This is a genomic window from Methylobacterium sp. Leaf125 (assembly GCF_001423085.1).
Lineage (GTDB): Bacteria > Pseudomonadota > Alphaproteobacteria > Rhizobiales > Beijerinckiaceae > Methylobacterium.
In genome coordinates this window covers 1-15,092 of record NZ_LMNU01000045.1, presented here as the reverse complement: position 1 = coordinate 15,092, position 15,092 = coordinate 1, and the positions used below count along the sequence as shown (strand labels likewise).

General features: G+C 69.1%; 14 protein-coding genes. 8 read left to right on the top strand and 6 right to left on the bottom strand.

Annotated elements, in window-relative coordinates; all coding sequences use genetic code 11:
- Nucleotides 1–236: 236 nt before the first annotated feature.
- From rpmB to ASF58_RS20185, 4 genes are all read left to right on the top strand, one after another.
- Nucleotides 237–542 (top strand): 50S ribosomal protein L28, encoded by a 306-nt coding sequence (gene rpmB, locus ASF58_RS20200; protein WP_055956796.1) that lies wholly within the window; start codon nt 237–239, stop codon nt 540–542.
- 136 nt (nt 543–678) lie between these two features.
- Nucleotides 679–1,608 carry an AEC family transporter gene (locus tag ASF58_RS20195; protein WP_055956793.1) on the top strand — a complete coding sequence of 310 codons (930 nt, stop codon included), beginning with the start codon at nt 679–681 and terminating at the stop codon, nt 1,606–1,608.
- Between the two features lie 72 nt (nt 1,609–1,680).
- Entirely contained in the window at nt 1,681–2,154 is a 474-nt protein-coding gene (locus ASF58_RS20190) for a nuclear transport factor 2 family protein (protein WP_055956790.1), read from the top strand.
- A gap of 10 nt (nt 2,155–2,164) precedes the next feature.
- Nucleotides 2,165–2,728: a TetR/AcrR family transcriptional regulator gene (locus ASF58_RS20185; RefSeq protein WP_055956787.1), complete on the top strand. Its 564-nt coding sequence runs from the start codon at nt 2,165–2,167 to the stop codon at nt 2,726–2,728.
- Nucleotides 2,729–2,770: 42 nt separating this feature from the next.
- Here ASF58_RS20185 and ASF58_RS20180 read toward each other — a convergent pair whose 3' ends face one another.
- A complete protein-coding gene (locus tag ASF58_RS20180) occupies nt 2,771–4,033 on the bottom strand; it encodes a PQQ-dependent sugar dehydrogenase (protein WP_244477428.1) in 1,263 nt (420 codons plus the stop codon).
- 350 nt (nt 4,034–4,383) lie between these two features.
- Here ASF58_RS20180 and trxA point away from each other — a divergent pair, with 350 nt between their 5' ends.
- Nucleotides 4,384–4,704, top strand: coding sequence for a thioredoxin (gene trxA / locus ASF58_RS20175; protein WP_055956782.1), 321 nt, complete (start codon nt 4,384–4,386; stop codon nt 4,702–4,704).
- A gap of 198 nt (nt 4,705–4,902) precedes the next feature.
- Here trxA and ASF58_RS20170 read toward each other — a convergent pair whose 3' ends face one another.
- From ASF58_RS20170 to trpA, 4 genes are all read right to left on the bottom strand, one after another.
- Nucleotides 4,903–5,730 (bottom strand): hypothetical protein, encoded by an 828-nt coding sequence (locus ASF58_RS20170; protein ID WP_055956780.1) that lies wholly within the window; start codon nt 5,728–5,730, stop codon nt 4,903–4,905.
- Between the two features lie 142 nt (nt 5,731–5,872).
- Nucleotides 5,873–7,198, bottom strand: a complete 1,326-nt coding sequence (locus tag ASF58_RS20165; RefSeq protein WP_055956777.1) for a folylpolyglutamate synthase/dihydrofolate synthase family protein — start codon at nt 7,196–7,198, stop codon at nt 5,873–5,875.
- A gap of 45 nt (nt 7,199–7,243) precedes the next feature.
- Complete coding sequence (gene accD / locus ASF58_RS20160) at nt 7,244–8,152, bottom strand: acetyl-CoA carboxylase, carboxyltransferase subunit beta (RefSeq protein WP_055957143.1); 909 nt, start codon at nt 8,150–8,152, stop codon at nt 7,244–7,246.
- A gap of 62 nt (nt 8,153–8,214) precedes the next feature.
- Nucleotides 8,215–9,072, bottom strand: coding sequence for a tryptophan synthase subunit alpha (trpA, locus tag ASF58_RS20155; RefSeq protein WP_055956774.1), 858 nt, complete (start codon nt 9,070–9,072; stop codon nt 8,215–8,217).
- 221 nt (nt 9,073–9,293) lie between these two features.
- Here trpA and ASF58_RS20150 point away from each other — a divergent pair, with 221 nt between their 5' ends.
- The 3 genes from ASF58_RS20150 to gluQRS are packed head-to-tail and all read left to right on the top strand — an operon-like array spanning nt 9,294 to nt 12,641.
- Nucleotides 9,294–11,384, top strand: coding sequence for an ATP-binding protein (locus tag ASF58_RS20150; RefSeq protein ID WP_055956771.1), 2,091 nt, complete (start codon nt 9,294–9,296; stop codon nt 11,382–11,384).
- A 38-nt stretch (nt 11,385–11,422) separates the two neighbouring features.
- Nucleotides 11,423–11,704 (top strand): hypothetical protein, encoded by a 282-nt coding sequence (locus ASF58_RS20145; RefSeq protein WP_055956768.1) that lies wholly within the window; start codon nt 11,423–11,425, stop codon nt 11,702–11,704.
- Nucleotides 11,705–11,732: 28 nt separating this feature from the next.
- The gene (gene gluQRS / locus ASF58_RS20140) at nt 11,733–12,641 is read left to right on the top strand and encodes a tRNA glutamyl-Q(34) synthetase GluQRS (protein ID WP_055956765.1); all 909 of its coding nucleotides are present in this window, start codon (nt 11,733–11,735) and stop codon (nt 12,639–12,641) included.
- 60 nt (nt 12,642–12,701) lie between these two features.
- Here the strand turns inward: gluQRS and ASF58_RS20135 are convergent, their stop codons facing one another.
- Nucleotides 12,702–14,642, bottom strand: a complete 1,941-nt coding sequence (locus tag ASF58_RS20135) for a M23 family metallopeptidase (RefSeq protein WP_244477427.1) — start codon at nt 14,640–14,642, stop codon at nt 12,702–12,704.
- Nucleotides 14,643–15,092: the final 450 nt, after the last annotated feature.

The window sequence follows — 15,092 nt, the reverse complement described above, 5'->3', positions numbered from 1 at the left end:
GGAGCCGAACAGTCAGGCTTGCCTGCCCCTTGCCTGCCACTGGTCCGCCGGCCCGCGAAACGGCGCGAAAGATCACCTCGGACCTTGACGCCACGGGGCACAGTCCCCTATAGGCTCGCGCCTTCAATGAGAACGCCGCTCCACCGGGCCTGGCGTGCGAGAAGCCGTTTGCCGCGACGCGGTTCTGGTTTCCCGCCAGCCTGTCGGACACGCGGAACGAGACGGGAAATAGAACAATGTCGCGCCGTTGCGAACTCACGGGCAAAGCCGTGCAGACCGGCCACCTCGTGAGCCACTCGAACCGCAAGACCAAGTGCCGGTTCCTGCCGAACCTGTGCCAGGTCACGCTGCAGTCGGACGCGCTGAAGCGCCGGGTCCGCCTGCGCGTCACCGCGCACGCCCTGCGCTCGGTCGAGCACCGCGGTGGCCTCGACGCGTTCCTGATCAAGGCCCGCGAGATCGAGCTGTCGCAGACGGCCCGCCTCCTCAAGCGCGAGCTTCACAAGAAGCTCGCCGAGGTCGAGACCCCCGCCGCCGCCTGAGGCCTCCGCGGGACCGAATCGCTCCGGTACGTACCGCCGCCGTTCCCCCGCAACGCCTTCGTCCAGGTTCCCGAACGGTCGCCGCACGCTCAGCGCGTACGGCGACCGTTCGCGTTGGAGCACCGGTCCGCCGTCGATGACCGTCCTGTCGCTCGTTACCCCGATCTTCGGGCTGATCCTGGTCGGCTGGATCGCGGCCCTGGCTGGCTTCCTGTCCGACAAGGTCAGCGACGGCCTCTCGGAATACGTCTTCTCCATCGCCGTCCCGGCCCTCATCCTGGCGACGCTGACGCGCCCGGGTCTCACCGGCGAGATCACGCCGTCCTACTGGTTCAGCTACTTCGGTGGCGCCGGGCTGTCCTGGCTGATCGGCTCGCTTCTCAGCCTGCGCCGCGAGGGCGTGGAGCGGCGCGGTGCGATCCTGCACGGCTTCGCCGCCAGCCAATCGAACACCGTCTTCATCGGCGTGCCCATGATCCTCCAGGCCTATGGCGAGGAGGGGGCCTTCCCGCTCTTCATGCTGCTGGCGGTGCATCTGCCGCTGATGATGGGCTGTGCCACCTTCCTGATCGAGGCGGATGGGCAGGCGTCGATCCTCAGGCGCCTGCGCGGACTGGCGCTGGTTCTCCTGCGCAACCCCATCTTCCTGGCGCTCATCGCCGGCCTCACCCTCAAAGGGCTCGGGCTCGCCCCCACCGGTGTGGTCAAGTCCCTGGTCGATGCCCTGGCGGGGACAGCCTCGACCTGCGCGCTCATCGCTCTCGGAGCCGGGCTCGTCCGCTACCGGGTCCTGCACGACCTGCCCAGTGCCATGGTGATCACTGGCCTGAAGCTCGTGATCCATCCCCTCGCGGTCTGGGTCCTGGCCTTCCACGTCTTCACCATGCCGCCGGCCTATGCCGGCGTGGCGACCCTGTTCGCGGCCATGCCCGTGGGGATCAATGCCTATCTGCTGGCCTCGCGCTACAAGACCGAGACCGGGGTGGTCGCCGCCGCAGTGATGCTCTCGACCCTGCTGGCGATCGTCACCACCATCGTCTGGCTCACGATCCTCGGACACGCTTGACGATCCGGATGGGCGTTTGTACCGATCGGTACAGACGCTGCAGCGCCCAGCGTGAATTAGGGAAATGCCGCCATGTCCGAATCGCGTCCGCCACTGCCGCCCTTCACTAGGGAGACCGCGATCCAGAAGGTGCGGGCCGCCGAGAATGGTTGGAATGGGTGTGACCCCGAGAAGGTCGCGCTGGCCTACACGCCGGACAGCCGCTGGCGGAACCGGGCCGAGTTCTTCGCCGGTCGGCCCGCCATCGTGGCCTTCCTGCAGCGCAAGTGGGCTCGCGAACTGGATTATCGTCTGATCAAGGAGATCTGGGCACACGGCGATGATCGGATCGCGGTGCGGTTCGCCTACGAATTCCACGATGCATCCGGGCAGTGGTTTCGCGCCTACGGCAACGAGAATTGGGCCTTCGACGCGAACGGACTGATGCGCGAGCGCCATGCCAGCATCAATGATCTCATCATCACTGAATCCGAGCGCAGGTTTCGGTGGAACCGCGCCGCGCCGCGTCCGGAGGATCATCCGGGCCTGACCGAGCTCGGCCTCTAGGAGACTCGACGTGGGACAGGGTGCGGGCGCTCGGACCGCAGCCATTCCGATCCTGTCCGAGGTCTTCCGGGAGCACGGCTACGAGGGCGCCAGTCTCGCGCTCCTCGGCGCACGCACCGGCCTCGGCAAGGGAAGCCTCTATCACGCCTTCCCGGGGGGCAAGGCGGAGATGGCGGAGGCTGTGCTCACGGCGATCGCAGCGTGGTTCGAGACCCGGATCTACGCGCCGCTTCGGGAGGAGGCCGATCCCCGTGCGGGGATCACCCGGATGCTGTCGGAAACCGACGCCTATTTTCGCTCCGGCGGACGGGCCTGCCTCGTCGGCGCCTTCGCCCTCACCGAGGGACGCGATCGATTCGCTGCGCGCATCGCCGGATACTTCGTGGCCTGGCGTACCGCCCTGGCCATTGCCCTGAGGCAGGTCGGTCACGGCCCGGAGGCAGCGGCTGACCTCGCCGAGGAGGCCGTCGCGGCGATCCAGGGGGGGCTCGTCCTGGCGCGGGCCCTGGACGAGCCCGCGGCCTTCGGTCGAACCCTGGAGCGTCTGCGGCGGCGCCTGATCCCCGATCCCTGAATCCGGCGGCCCTGCTGTCGGGCCGCCGGCCGGGATTGCGGATCAGTTGCCGGGGGTCAGTTTCAGGATCTTGCCGTCCGCGCCCTCGGTCACGGCATAGACCGCACCGTCGCTGCCGACCCGAACGTCCCGGATGCGGGCCTGCAGGGGAATGCGCTCCTCGGTCACGACCTTGTCGCCGTCGAGCTTCACCGCGACGATGCCCTCGCTGACGAGTCCACCGATGAGGAAGGCATCCTTCCAGGCCGGGAAGGCGTCGCCGGTGTAGAGGGCCATTCCCGAAGGCCCGATCACCGGGTCCCAGTAATAGACCGGCTGTGCGGTTCCGCCCGCCTGGGTCTTGCCCTCGCCGATCTTCTCGCCGCTGTATTCCAGGCCGTAGGTGACCTCGGGCCAGCCGTAATTGACGCCCGGGCGGGGCCGGTTGAGTTCATCGCCGCCCTTCGGGCCGTGCTCGGCGGTCCAGAGCCGGCCCTGCGGGTCGAGGGCGGCCGCCTGGACGTTCCGGTGTCCGTAGGACCAGATCTCGGGCTTGGCCTTCTCGCCGCCCGAGAACGGGTTATCCTTGGGCGCATTCCCGTCGGTGTCGATGCGGAACACCTTGCCGAGGCCGCTGGTGAGATCCTGCGCCTGGACGCGGGTGACCTTGTCGGAGCGCTCGCCCACCGTGACGAACAGCTTGCCGTCGGGCGCGAACACGAGGCGTGAACCGAAATGCTTGTCGCCGTCATAGGTGGGCATCTGTCGGAAGATCACCTTGACCTCGTCGAGCCGAGCGACGCCGTTCTCTTCGATCAGCTTGGCACGGAGCACGCTGGTGCCGTTGCCCTTCTCGCGCGGCTCCGAATAGCTGAGATAGATTCGCCGGTCCGCCGGGAAGCTCGGGCTGAGGGCGACATCGAGCAGACCGCCCTGACCCCGTGCGTCGACCTTTGGCACCCCCGGAATCGCCGGACCGGGCGTCCCGTCCTTGGCGACGATCCGCAGCTTGCCGGCCTTCTCGGTCACGAGCATCCGGCCGTCCGGCAGGAACTCCATCGCCCAGGGACTGTCGAGGCCCTTGGCCACCACCTCAGTCTTCACCTGCGTGGCGACTTCGGGCTTCGGAGCCCGAGTCTGGTTCGGCAGGAGCGGTTTGTAAGGCGCGTTCGGCGCTTCCGTCTCCGCCGGGCTGTTGCCGGCGGCTGCGCTCGTGGGGGCCGCGAAGGCATCGCCGCCCACCCGGGGCTGCCTGGGTTCGGTCCCTGCCGATTCCTGCGCATGGACGGCCGTGCCGAGGCTGAGGAGGGCTGCGGTGGCGAGCAGGCGATAGGGGGTGCGCTTCACGTCGGGTGTTCCTCCATGCCGGTCGCGGGACCGGCTTCGGATCGAGCCCCGTCGGCCGGCCGAGCGGCCCGCCGGGGCAGGGACGAGAGGGACATGGGGCGACGGACACGCTTTGACGAGGGTTGGGTCAATGGGGATCACCCGAGCGGGACCGGCGAGGGGCCGTGGACAATGCTTGTTCCGGAGGGAGGTCAGCCCCGCTTACGGTGCAGGATGCCTTGACCGTTCCCCATGGCATCGCCAAGTCTGGTCGACAGCGCACAGTCTCGCGGTGCGATGACGGCGAAGAGGTGGTTCCGCAGGCGCGGTACCGGAAAGGAAGTTTCCCCATGGCGACGGTGAAAGTGACCGACGCGAGCTTCGAGCAGGACGTTCTCCAGTCCGCGGAGCCGGTCGTAGTGGATTTCTGGGCCGAGTGGTGCGGTCCCTGCCGCCAGATCGGCCCGGCTCTCGAGGAGATCTCGGCCGATCTCCAGGGCAAGGTGAAGATCGCGAAGGTCAACGTCGACGAGAACCCGGGAATCGCCGCCCAGTACGGCATCCGGTCGATCCCCACGCTGCTGATCTTCAAGGACGGCCAGCTCGCGAGCCAGAAGGTCGGCGCAGCGCCCAAGGGCGATCTGTCCCGCTGGATCCAGGCCAGCGCCTGAGTCACCCGGCTTGCGAGGTCGCCGACACGGCGGTCTCGGTTTGGGTCTGAGAAGGAAAAAGCCCGGCGTGATGCCGGGCTTTTTCGTGGGCGGAGATTCCGCCTGCATGTGCGTTCGCGCCTTGCCGCATGAGGCACCAAACGGAAGAAGCCCGGCCTGGCGGCCGGGCTTCTCCGTTTCGAGACCCGTAATGTCGGCTTAGTACGAGCCGAACTTGTAGTTCAGGCCGGCGCGGACGACGGCGAACTCGGTGTTGCGCACCTGGGTGCCGCCGCTGACCAGGACGACGCCCGGGCTGGCGGTGGTGATGACGGCGCCGGCGTTGTTGATGGCGAAGGCGCCGTTGTTGCGGTTGCCCTGGTCGAGGTTCACGTACAGACCTTCGACCTTCAGCGTGACGGCCGAAGAGCGGAAGAAGTTCAGGAACGAGTCGGTGGGGAGCGCGTACTCAATACCACCGCCAGCGGCCCAGCCGGTCTGGAAGTCGTCACGGCTGCGGTTCGGCAGACCGAAGTCGCGGCCGCCGCCCGAACCGTAGGCGAAGCCGCCGGTGCCGTAGAACAGGACGCGGTCGAAGGCGTAGCCGAGACGACCACGGACGGTGCCGAAGTAGTCGAGGCCCGAGATGCCGGCCGGGTTGAAGACCTGCTGGGCGGCCAGCGGGCCGGTGTGGGCGTCGGCTTCGATACCGACGACCACGCCCGAGCCCGGGGTGAACTGGTAGTTGTAGCCGACCTGGCCGCCGCCGACGAAGCCGTCGTTGCTCTGACCGTTGCCGAAAGCGACCACAGCGGTGGTGCCCGGCAGGACCAGGGTGCTGGCGCCGTTGACGCCGATGACGGTCGCCTGGTTGTTGCTGGAGGCGTCGAAGCCGTAACCAGCGTTGAAACCGGCGTAGAAGCCGGTCCAGGTGAACACCGGCACCGGCACGAACACCGGCGGCGCAGCGCGACGCGGAAGGTCAGCGGCCGAGGCAGCTGCAGTGAGGGCCGTGAAGGCCGCGAAAGACGTAAGAAGCTTTTTCATTATTTGATCCCCAGCGATATGCCCGATCGATGGAGAACCTACTGCAGTTTCCACAGCCAAGATGTAGCGCCAGGGTCACACAGCAGAGCTGACGTGGTCGTGATCGAACCCCGAAAAGTGAAGGAAAATCAGATGGGAGAAATCAGATGGGAGGAGTCCCGTTCGCCGTGAGGACAGCACCCACCAAGTAGAGCGAACCGCAGATGAGGATGCGTGGCGGCTGCTCGAACGCGATATCGGCCAAGCTCTCGAGCGCGGCCTCCACGCTCGGCGCCGTCTGCGCGTTCAGACCGACATCCGTCGCGATGCTTGCGACCTCGTCCGCGGGTCTGGCCGCCATCTGCCCGGCGATCGGAACCGCGATGAGCACCCGCGCCAGACCGATGAAATTGCGCAGGAAGCCTTCCGCGTCCTTGGTGCCCAGCAGCCCGACGATGAGGACCAGCGGCACGTCCGAGCGCTCGCCGAGATCCGCCATGGCGGCGGCCAGGATGCGCCCGCCGTCGATGTTGTGGCCGCCGTCGAGCCAGAGCTCGGCGCCCTGCGGCACGAGGTCGGACAGGCGCCCGCGGTTCAAGCGCTGCAGGCGCCCGGGCCACTCGACGGTGTTGAGACCGGCCTCGATGGCCGCGGTGCCGATATCGCCGAAGCCGGCCGCGCGTAGGGCCGCGATCGCCGTGCTCGCGTTGGTGAACTGATGCCGGCCGTTCAAGCGCGGCTTCGGCAGGTCGAACAGGTCGAGATCGTCCTGATAGACGAGACGCCCGCGCTCGGCATGCACCGAGAAGTCCTGGTTCCCGACGCGGATCGGCGTGGCCCCGGCGGCCTCGGCGAGGCGGCAGAGCACCGAATCGGCCTCGGCGTAGTCCTGTGCGGCGATGATCGCCGGGCAGCCCTTCTTGAAGATCCCGGCCTTCTCCGTGGCCACGGCCTCGACGGTGTCGCCGAGGTATTCCGCGTGGTCGCGCCCGATCGGCGTCACCACCGCGGCTGCGGGATTGTCGATCACGTTCGTGGCGTCCACCCGGCCGCCGAGGCCGACCTCCAGGAGCAACACGTCCGCGGGCTGCTCGGAGAACAGCAACAGGGCGGCGGCCGTCGTGATCTCGAACACCGTGATCGGCTCGCCCTCGTTGGCGGCCTCGCAGCGGGCGAAGGCATCGGCGAGCTGGTCCTCGGGCACGAAGTGCCCGCCGCCAATCGCGCCGATGCGGATGCGCTCATGGAAGCGCACGAGATGGGGCGAGGTGTAGACGTGGGCCGCCAGCCCCGCCGCCTCGAGGATCGCCCGCATGAAGGCGATGGTCGAGCCCTTCCCGTTGGTCCCGGCGACGTGGATCACCGGCGGAAGCTTGCGCTCGGGATGTCCGAGCCGGGCAAGCAGGCGCTCGATCCGCCCGAGCGACAGGTCGATCGTGCGCGGGTGGAGGGCGAGGAAGCGCGCCATCAGCGCGTCGGAGGAATCCATGATCGAACGTCGTGTCGCGAAGGGGAGGGGGCGGGGTGTGGCGCCTCAGGCGGGCTCCGGGACCGGAGCGGCCGTCCGGGTCGGCTGTGCTCCGGGCTCCTGGTTCATAAGGAGACCGCACAGGTTGGCGATCGTGTCCTTGAGGGCGTGCCGGTGCACGACCTGATCGACCATGCCGTGGTCGCGCAGGTATTCCGCGCGCTGGAATCCGTCGGGCAGCTTTTCGCGGATCGTCTGCTCGATGACGCGGGGGCCGGCAAAGCAGATCAGCGCACCGGGCTCGGCGAGATGGACGTCGCCCAGCATGGCGTAGGAGGCGGTGACGCCGCCGGTCGTCGGATTGGAGAGCACGACGATGTACGGGAGCTTGGCCGCGTTGAGCCGGCGCACCGCCACGGTGGTGCGGGGCATCTGCATCAGCGAGAGAATGCCCTCCTGCATGCGGGCGCCGCCGGAGGCGGAGAACAGGACGTAGGGGGTCCGCTTGTCGAGCGCCGTCTCGGCGCCGCGCACGAAGGCTTCGCCGGCCGCCATGCCGAGCGATCCGGCCATGAAGGCGAAATCCTGCACCGCCAGCGTCATCGGCAGGCCGGAGACCCGGCCGAAGCCGACCTTGAAGGCGTCGGCCATTCCGGTCTTGGCCCGGGCGTCCTTCAGCCGATCGACGTAGCGCTTCTCGTCGCGGAACTTGAGGGGGTCCGCGGCGACCTCCGGCAGGGGAACGTCGATCCAGGTGCCCTCGTCGAACATCATCTTGAGGCGCGCCTGGGCGCTCATCTTCAGATGGTGCTCGGAACCCGGGATGACCCAATGGTTGCTCTCCACCTCCTTGTGGAAGACCATCTGGCCCGTGTCGGGACATTTGACCCAGAGGTTCTCCGGGGTCTCGCGCTTGAACAGGGTCTTGATCTTGGGGCGAACAACCTCCGAGATCCAGTTCATCGGTTCAACCATCATGCGACGGCGTCCTTGTGCGGGTTCGAAGCGAGCGAGCCGGAAGGTCTCTGCAAATTGCGTCAGGCGCGGGGCGAGGAGCGAACGCCCTCGGCCAACTCGCGCACTAGGGCGCTGACGGCCTCGACCGTCCCGCCCTGCGACGCGCCCTCTGCGTCGAGGGTCGCCCGCATGGCATCGACCAGGGCCGAGCCGACCACCACTCCGTCGGCGCCGCGGGCGATCGCGGCGGCATCCGCGCCGGTGCGCACACCGAAGCCCACCACGATCGGCAGGTCGGTGTGGCGGCGGATCCGGCCCACGGCTTCGGCAACCCGGTCGAAGTTCGGCTTGGCCGTTCCGGTGATACCCGTGATCGAGACGTAGTAGACGAAGCCTGCCGTGTTCGCGAGGACGGCCGGGAGGCGCTTCTCGTCGGTGGTCGGTGTGGCGAGTCGGATAAAGGCCAAGCCCTTGTCGAGCGTCGGCAGGCAGAGCTCATCGTCCTCCTCCGGCGGAAGGTCGACGATGATCAGGCCATCGATGCCGGCCGCGAGGGCATCGTCCAGGAAGCGCGCGACACCGTAGGCATGGATGGGGTTGTAGTATCCCATGAGGATCACCGGCGTCTCGGCATTGCCTTCGCGGAAGCGCCGGACGAGGTCGAGAGTCCGCACCACGCCCTGTCCGTGCCTGAGCGCGCGCAGGCCCGCCGCCTGGATCGCCGGACCGTCGGCCATGGGATCGGTGAAGGGCAGTCCGAACTCGACGATGTCGGCTCCCGAGGCCGGCAGGGCCTGCAGCACCTTCAGGGAGGTCTCGGCATCCGGGTCGCCGGCCATGACGTAGGTGACCAGCGCCGCGCGCTTCTCGGCGCGGCAGCGCGCGAAGGTGGCGGCGATCCGCGCCTGACCGGGATTTGCCGAACTCGTAGCCGTCATGACACTCACGTCTCGCGTTCCTCGGAGCCGCCGGGGGCGCGGCCCGGGATCAAGCCGCCGCGCCTACACCATCGCGACCGGCCCGTGAAGCGTGCGGCACGTCGCGTCAATCCCAGGGGTGTCCGGCAACGAACCTTTAACAGCCTTTCGAAAGCCGGCCTTCAACCTCGGGCGGCATGGTCGAAGCCCAGCGGGGTCCCGACCCGCCAGGGGCTGGCCGCATGACTCTGCCCGACATCGTCCTCGTCGTCCTCCCGGCCGGCCTCGCGTTCCTGGCAGGCTGGCTCCTGCGCGCGCGCACCCGTCAGCCCATGGTCGGCCTCCAGCTTATGGGGAAGGAGGGGGCGCGCACCGAGCAGCTGGAGGACCGGATCTGGCGCCTCTCGGAGAGCGAGGAGCGCTACCGGGCCCTGGTGGAAGCCACAACGGAGATCATCGTCCAGCAGGATTCCCAGGGCCGGATCACCTTCGCCAACGAGGGCTTCGGCCGCCTCGTCGGAGCCGCGCCCCTGTCGCTTCTCGGCACGGCCCGCCAGCCGGAGGTGCTGGAGACCGGTGAGATCGTGCGGCAGGCGAACGGCGTCCGCCGGATCGAGATGCGGCTCGCCCCGGCTTCGGGGACGCCACGCTGGTACGCCTTCATCGAGATGCCGGTGCCGGGCAGCAACGGCGAAACCCAGTGGCTGCGCGCCGGTGCCGACATCACCGAGCGGGTCGAATCCGCCCGCTCCCTGGACGAGGCTCTCAACCGGGCCGAGGCGGCCAACGTCGCCAAGTCGCGCTTCCTCGCCACCGTGAGCCACGAGTTCCGCACGCCGCTGAACGGGATTCTCGGCATGGCCGACCTCGTCCTCGAGACCGGGCTCGATCCGGAGCAGCGCACCTACGTCGAGGCCATCGGCACCTCGGGCAAGGCGTTGCTGACCCTGATCGACGGCATCCTCGACTTCTCGCGGATCGAGGCCGGGCGCCTCGACCTCGCCGCCGAGCCCTTCGATCCGGCCGAGATCGCCGAGGGCGTCGTGGAATTGCTGGCGCCCCGGGCCCAGGACAAGGGGATCGAGATCGCGGTCGATGTCGCCGACGATGTCCCGCGTTTCGTGATCGGTGACGCGGACCGGGTCCGGCAGATCCTCGTGAACCTCGCCGGCAACGCCATCAAGTTCACGGGGACCGGTGGCGTCGGGGTCGAACTGACCCACGGTGACGGTCATCTGCGCATCGCCATCTCGGATACGGGTCCGGGCATCCCGGAAGATCGCATCCCGCGCCTGTTCGAGGAATTCGAGCAAGGCGACGACAGTGCGAGCCGCCGGCACGAGGGAACCGGGCTCGGCCTCGCCATCACGCGCCGCCTCGTCACCCGAATGGGTGGCCATGTCGCGGCGACGTCGCGCCTCGGCACGGGCAGCACCTTCACCGTCGCCCTCCCGCTCGGCATCGCCGAGGCGGAGCGGGAGCGCCCGCCCGGCCTCGCTGGGCGTAGAGTCCTTATCGTTGCGGCTTCGCCGTTCCAGGCGCCCTACCTCGCGCGCCGGCTGACGCGGTCCGGGGCCTCCGCCCTGGTGGTGCCGGACCTCGCGGCGGGGCTCGCGGCGTTGCCGGGGGCAGCCTTCGACGCCCTGCTGGCGGATCGCACGCTCGGGGACGCCGCCGTGCGAAGCCTCTCCGGGGAGGCGCGGCGTCACGGCGTGCGCTGCTGCCTGGTGCTGCTCTCACCCTTCGATCGACGCGATTTCGGCGCGCCAGCCGCGTCCGGGTTCGACAGCTACCTCGTGAAGCCGGTACGCGCCCGTTCGCTGTTCGATCGCCTGCTCGCGCCGTCCTCTCCCCGCAGCGAGCGCCCGGCGCCGTTGGAGGCGATTCGGCATCCGGATCTTCTTCGCCCGGAGCCGGAGACGCCGCGCACCCCGATCGCCACCGGACCGCGCGTGCTCCTGGCCGAGGACAACCCGATCAACGCCCTGCTGGCGACCAAGGCCCTGGAGCGCCTCGGAGCGATCGTCGTCCTGGCGCGGGACGGGGAGGAAGCGCTCGCCCGCATCCGCGAGGCGTCCGACGCGGTGCCCTTCGACCTCGCCCTCCTGGACATCCGCATGCCCGGCCTCGACGGGCTCGAGACCGCGCGACGGATTCGGGCCGGCGAGAGCGGAGTGCACGCGTCCGCCCTCCGGCTCGTCGCGCTCACCGCCAATGCGGGCCGCGACGACGAGCGTGAGGCCCGAGCGGCCGGCTTCGATCATTTTCTCGCCAAGCCCCTGGATCTGCAGGCCCTACCGGACTTGCTGGCCCGTCGTGCGGCGGCCGCATGAGCGTTGACACGCCGGTTCTCCCGCGCGAACACCGCGCCATGGCCGATGACCTGATTTCCGATGCGCCGACGCGCAACCATGACCGCCGCGTCGCCTGGGGCGTGGTCGCCCTCACGGCCGCGACGGTGCTGATCGGAGCCGCCATACCGGCGCCGTCGCACCCCAAGGCAAGCGTCGCGCCGAGCGAGGACACGGCCTGCGCCGAGTGGGGCGACGGCTGTCGCGTCTGCCAGCGCGTCGAGGGGGGCATCCATTGCTCCCTCCCGGGGATCGCCTGCGTGGCGAAGGAACAGAGTTGCCTTCGCCGCGTCGGCGGCTGATCGAACGACGGTCGGAAGGGGTCCGTCGGTGAAGGCCCCGATATTCCGCTTCGCCCCCAGCCCGAACGGCCGCCTGCATCTCGGACATGCGGCCTGCGCCCTCCTGAACGACGCCCTCGCGCGGGGGACCGGCGGCCGCTTGCTGCTGCGGATCGAGGATATCGATCCGGTCCGGTCGCGCCCCGAACTGATCCAGGGGCTCCGCGACGACCTCGCCTGGTTGGGCTTGCGGTTCGCGTCCCCGGAGCGCCGCCAATCCGAGCATTTCGACGCCTACCGGCGTCAGGTCTCCGCCTTGGCCCAGCGCGGCCTGGCTTATCCATGCTTCTGCTCGCGCGGCGTGATCGCCGCGGCGGCGGAGGCCGGGTCTGCCGACGGCGGCACGGCGTTGAACCGCGACCCCGATGGAGCGCCGCTCTATCCGGGCACCTGCCGGGCCCTGCCCAGGGGCGTCGCCGATGCGCGACGGGCCGCCGGAGAACCGCATACCTGGCGGCTCGATACGGCCAGGGCCCTGGCCGCGGCACCCGGCCCGCACAGGGTGCGCGCCTTCGCCGTCGCGGCGGGGGAGGGGAGGGGGCCTGTCCGCAAAATCGGGACCGAATGGGACGAGGCTGCCGATCCAGCGCGCTGGGGGGATCCGGTCATCGCCCGTCGCGACGTGCCGACGAGCTATCACCTCGCCGTCGTGATGGACGATGCCCTCCAGGGCATCAGCCACGTGGTCCGCGGCGCGGACCTGCGCGCCAGCACCGACCTGCACGTCCTTCTGCAGGCCCTGATCGAGGCGCCGTCGCCGCGCTACCATCACCATGATCTGCTGCTGGACGCTTCGGGCGAGAAGCTCGCGAAATCCCGCGGCTCGCAATCCCTCGCCGACCTGCGCGCGTCCGGCGAGAGCCCGGCGGACATACGGACCCGCCTCGGATTCGCCTGAACGACGGCGATCAGCCCAGGGACGCAGCCGGCATCGAGAACCCGAACGCAGGGGCGCGAATCAGCGCATCGCGTCGCGCTGGGCCATGGCGGAGGCCGTGCGCGACTTCTGCATCGTGCCCTCGATCTGCTCGCGTTGGCGGGTGAATTCCGCGAGCATCCGCCCGTCGAGTTCGCGCCCGCGAGGGACGCGGATCTTCATCGGGTCGACGAAGTGCCCGTTGATGATGACCTCGTAGTGGAGGTGGGCGCCGGTGGAGAGGCCGGTCGAGCCGACATAGCCGATCACCTGGCCTTGGCGCACCTTGGCGCCGGCGGTGACGCCGCGGGCGAAGCGGGACATGTGATTGTAGGTCGTGACGTAGCCGTTGATGTGCTGCAGTTCCACCCGGCGGCCGTAGCCGGAATCCCAATCCGCCTTCAGCACCGTCGCGTTGCCGGCCGCCACGATGGGCGTGCCGATCGGGTTCGCCCAGTCGACGCCGGTATGCAGCTTCGCGTAGCCGAGGACCGGGTGGCGCCGATAGCCGAAGCCCGAGCGCATGATGCCGTCGGCGATGGGCTTGCGGATGAGGAACTTCTTGAGCGATCGGCCCTGCTCGTCGAGGTAGTCGATCGTTCCGTCGTCGGGGGACTGGAAGCGGAAGACCTTGCGGGCCTCGCCACCGAGATTGAGCGAGGCGTAGAGCAGTTCCGGTCGCTCGGTGGAGCCCTGCGCACCCTCGTCGTCGAAGGTATAGAAGACGTCGAGGCTGTCGCCCTGCGAGATCCGGCGCTGGAAATCCACGTCGTAGCCGAAGATCTTGACCAGGTCGTCGACGGCACCGCGGGGCAGGTCGTGCCGGGCCGCCGTCTCGTAGAGGCTCTGATACAGGCGCGGACCCGTGCCTCCCTCCTCCTCGCCGTCCTCGGAGGCGTCCGCCACGGCCGGTGCCGTCCGCGAGGGAGCGTCTTCGGTCGGCGGCGCGACGGAGACGAAGGTGCCGCGATCGTTGATCGCCGCGATCCCCTCGATGCCGCTCTCGCCGTAGAGCACCACGCGGGTGACCTGACGCGGATCGCCGGGCCGCGGCCCTGGCGCGACCTGGACCCGGAACTGCTGACCTTCGGAGAGGTCTGCCGTCCGTGTGCGCCCGCCGAGGGCGGCCACGATACCGCGAATCTGTTCGTCGCTGGCGCGGGCCGTGTTCTTGAGGGCGGCCTCCAGCGTCTCGCCGCGCTTGAGGGCGAGGTCGCGCTCCTCGACGAGAGGCGGCTCGGCCCCGACACCGCTCTTGGCCAGGCTGGTGACGTTCTCGGGCACCACCAGAACGTCGATGGATTTGAAGGGCGAGCCCTCGTCGCCGAGGCGCGACGCCGGATCGAAGCGCGACCCCGCCATTCCCTGCTGCAGGGTCCGCGACAGCATGATCTGGGGCGCGATCGGGATCGCGGCGCGGCGGCCCGCCTCGACCGAGAGGCGGCGCTCCTCCTCGATCTGCGCCGCCACGTCGTCGTCGGACAGGGCAGGGGCGCCGGGCTCGACGTCGATGCCGGCGAGATCGCGCTTGATTACGGAGACCTCGGCGCCTGGCGCATCCGCCAGGCCCGGCTCGGGCGCGCGCTCCAGGGGTTCGTCCGTGCTGAGCTTCATGGGATCGAAGCGCGGCATCTCGGTCGCGAACACGCCCGTCGTCATCGACAGTGCGGTCGAGACGCGCATGAAGGGACGCACCTTGATGATCTCGCGGTCACCCAGCCGCACCGTCACGGGCGAGCGGAAGCTCTGCTTGGCCGAGGCGATCATCAGATTTCGGACCAGCCGGTCGCTCTTGCGGGCGACATTGGCCGTGCCGTCGCTGAGAGCGGGCCGGACCGCGGTCGAGGCCCGTTCCGGAATCGCCGCGAAGGAGGCCTCGCTCTCCAGCGAGACATGGATCGCCGCACCGATCAGGGCCGCACCGGTCAGGCCCGTGAGCGCGCTGGCACAGAGCCAGCGCAGGTTGACGTCACGCCGGTCGATCCGCGCCGCATCGGGCCCGAGAAGGTCGAGGGCCGGAAGACTGCCGTTCGGCGAACGCCCCGGGACGCGTCCCTCCGCTGGGCCGTCCCGCTCCCCGATCTTCAGACGGCCGCGCTTCACGATGAGGTTCCTGTTCTCTGACAACCGCCCGCGCAGGTTTCCCGCGCACGGCGCCGCCCAGCGGCCAGCCACCGATGTCGTGGCCCAGCATGTCGAGATTGAGGCACGTTTCGGCGCGCGCGTCACCGCAGGAGGGGAGGGCGCACGTGACACTCGCAGCAAAGTTTTCCGCGCGCCGTCCGCGGTGAATTTTTTTCGTTTCCGGCGGTTGACGGGTTGGGGCATGATCCGTATACCCCGGTTCATCGGCGGGCGGCCAACGGGGTTGGCGGCTTGCTTTTGCATCTCCTGACGATTTGGCGGGGTTTGGCCTGGTATTCTGGGCGGGCT

Coding starts and splice junctions, on each gene's coding strand:
- accD (WP_055957143.1), bottom strand. CDS start 8,152: ATGGTTGAACCGATGAACTGGATCTCGGAGGTTGTTCGCCCCAAGATC.
- trpA (WP_055956774.1), bottom strand. CDS start 9,072: ATGACGGCTACGAGTTCGGCAAATCCCGGTCAGGCGCGGATCGCCGCC.
- ASF58_RS20145 (WP_055956768.1), top strand. CDS start 11,423: ATGGCCGATGACCTGATTTCCGATGCGCCGACGCGCAACCATGACCGC.
- ASF58_RS20150 (WP_055956771.1), top strand. CDS start 9,294: ATGACTCTGCCCGACATCGTCCTCGTCGTCCTCCCGGCCGGCCTCGCG.
- trxA (WP_055956782.1), top strand. CDS start 4,384: ATGGCGACGGTGAAAGTGACCGACGCGAGCTTCGAGCAGGACGTTCTC.
- ASF58_RS20170 (WP_055956780.1), bottom strand. CDS start 5,730: ATGAAAAAGCTTCTTACGTCTTTCGCGGCCTTCACGGCCCTCACTGCA.
- ASF58_RS20190 (WP_055956790.1), top strand. CDS start 1,681: ATGTCCGAATCGCGTCCGCCACTGCCGCCCTTCACTAGGGAGACCGCG.
- rpmB (WP_055956796.1), top strand. CDS start 237: ATGTCGCGCCGTTGCGAACTCACGGGCAAAGCCGTGCAGACCGGCCAC.
- ASF58_RS20195 (WP_055956793.1), top strand. CDS start 679: ATGACCGTCCTGTCGCTCGTTACCCCGATCTTCGGGCTGATCCTGGTC.
- ASF58_RS20165 (WP_055956777.1), bottom strand. CDS start 7,198: ATGGATTCCTCCGACGCGCTGATGGCGCGCTTCCTCGCCCTCCACCCG.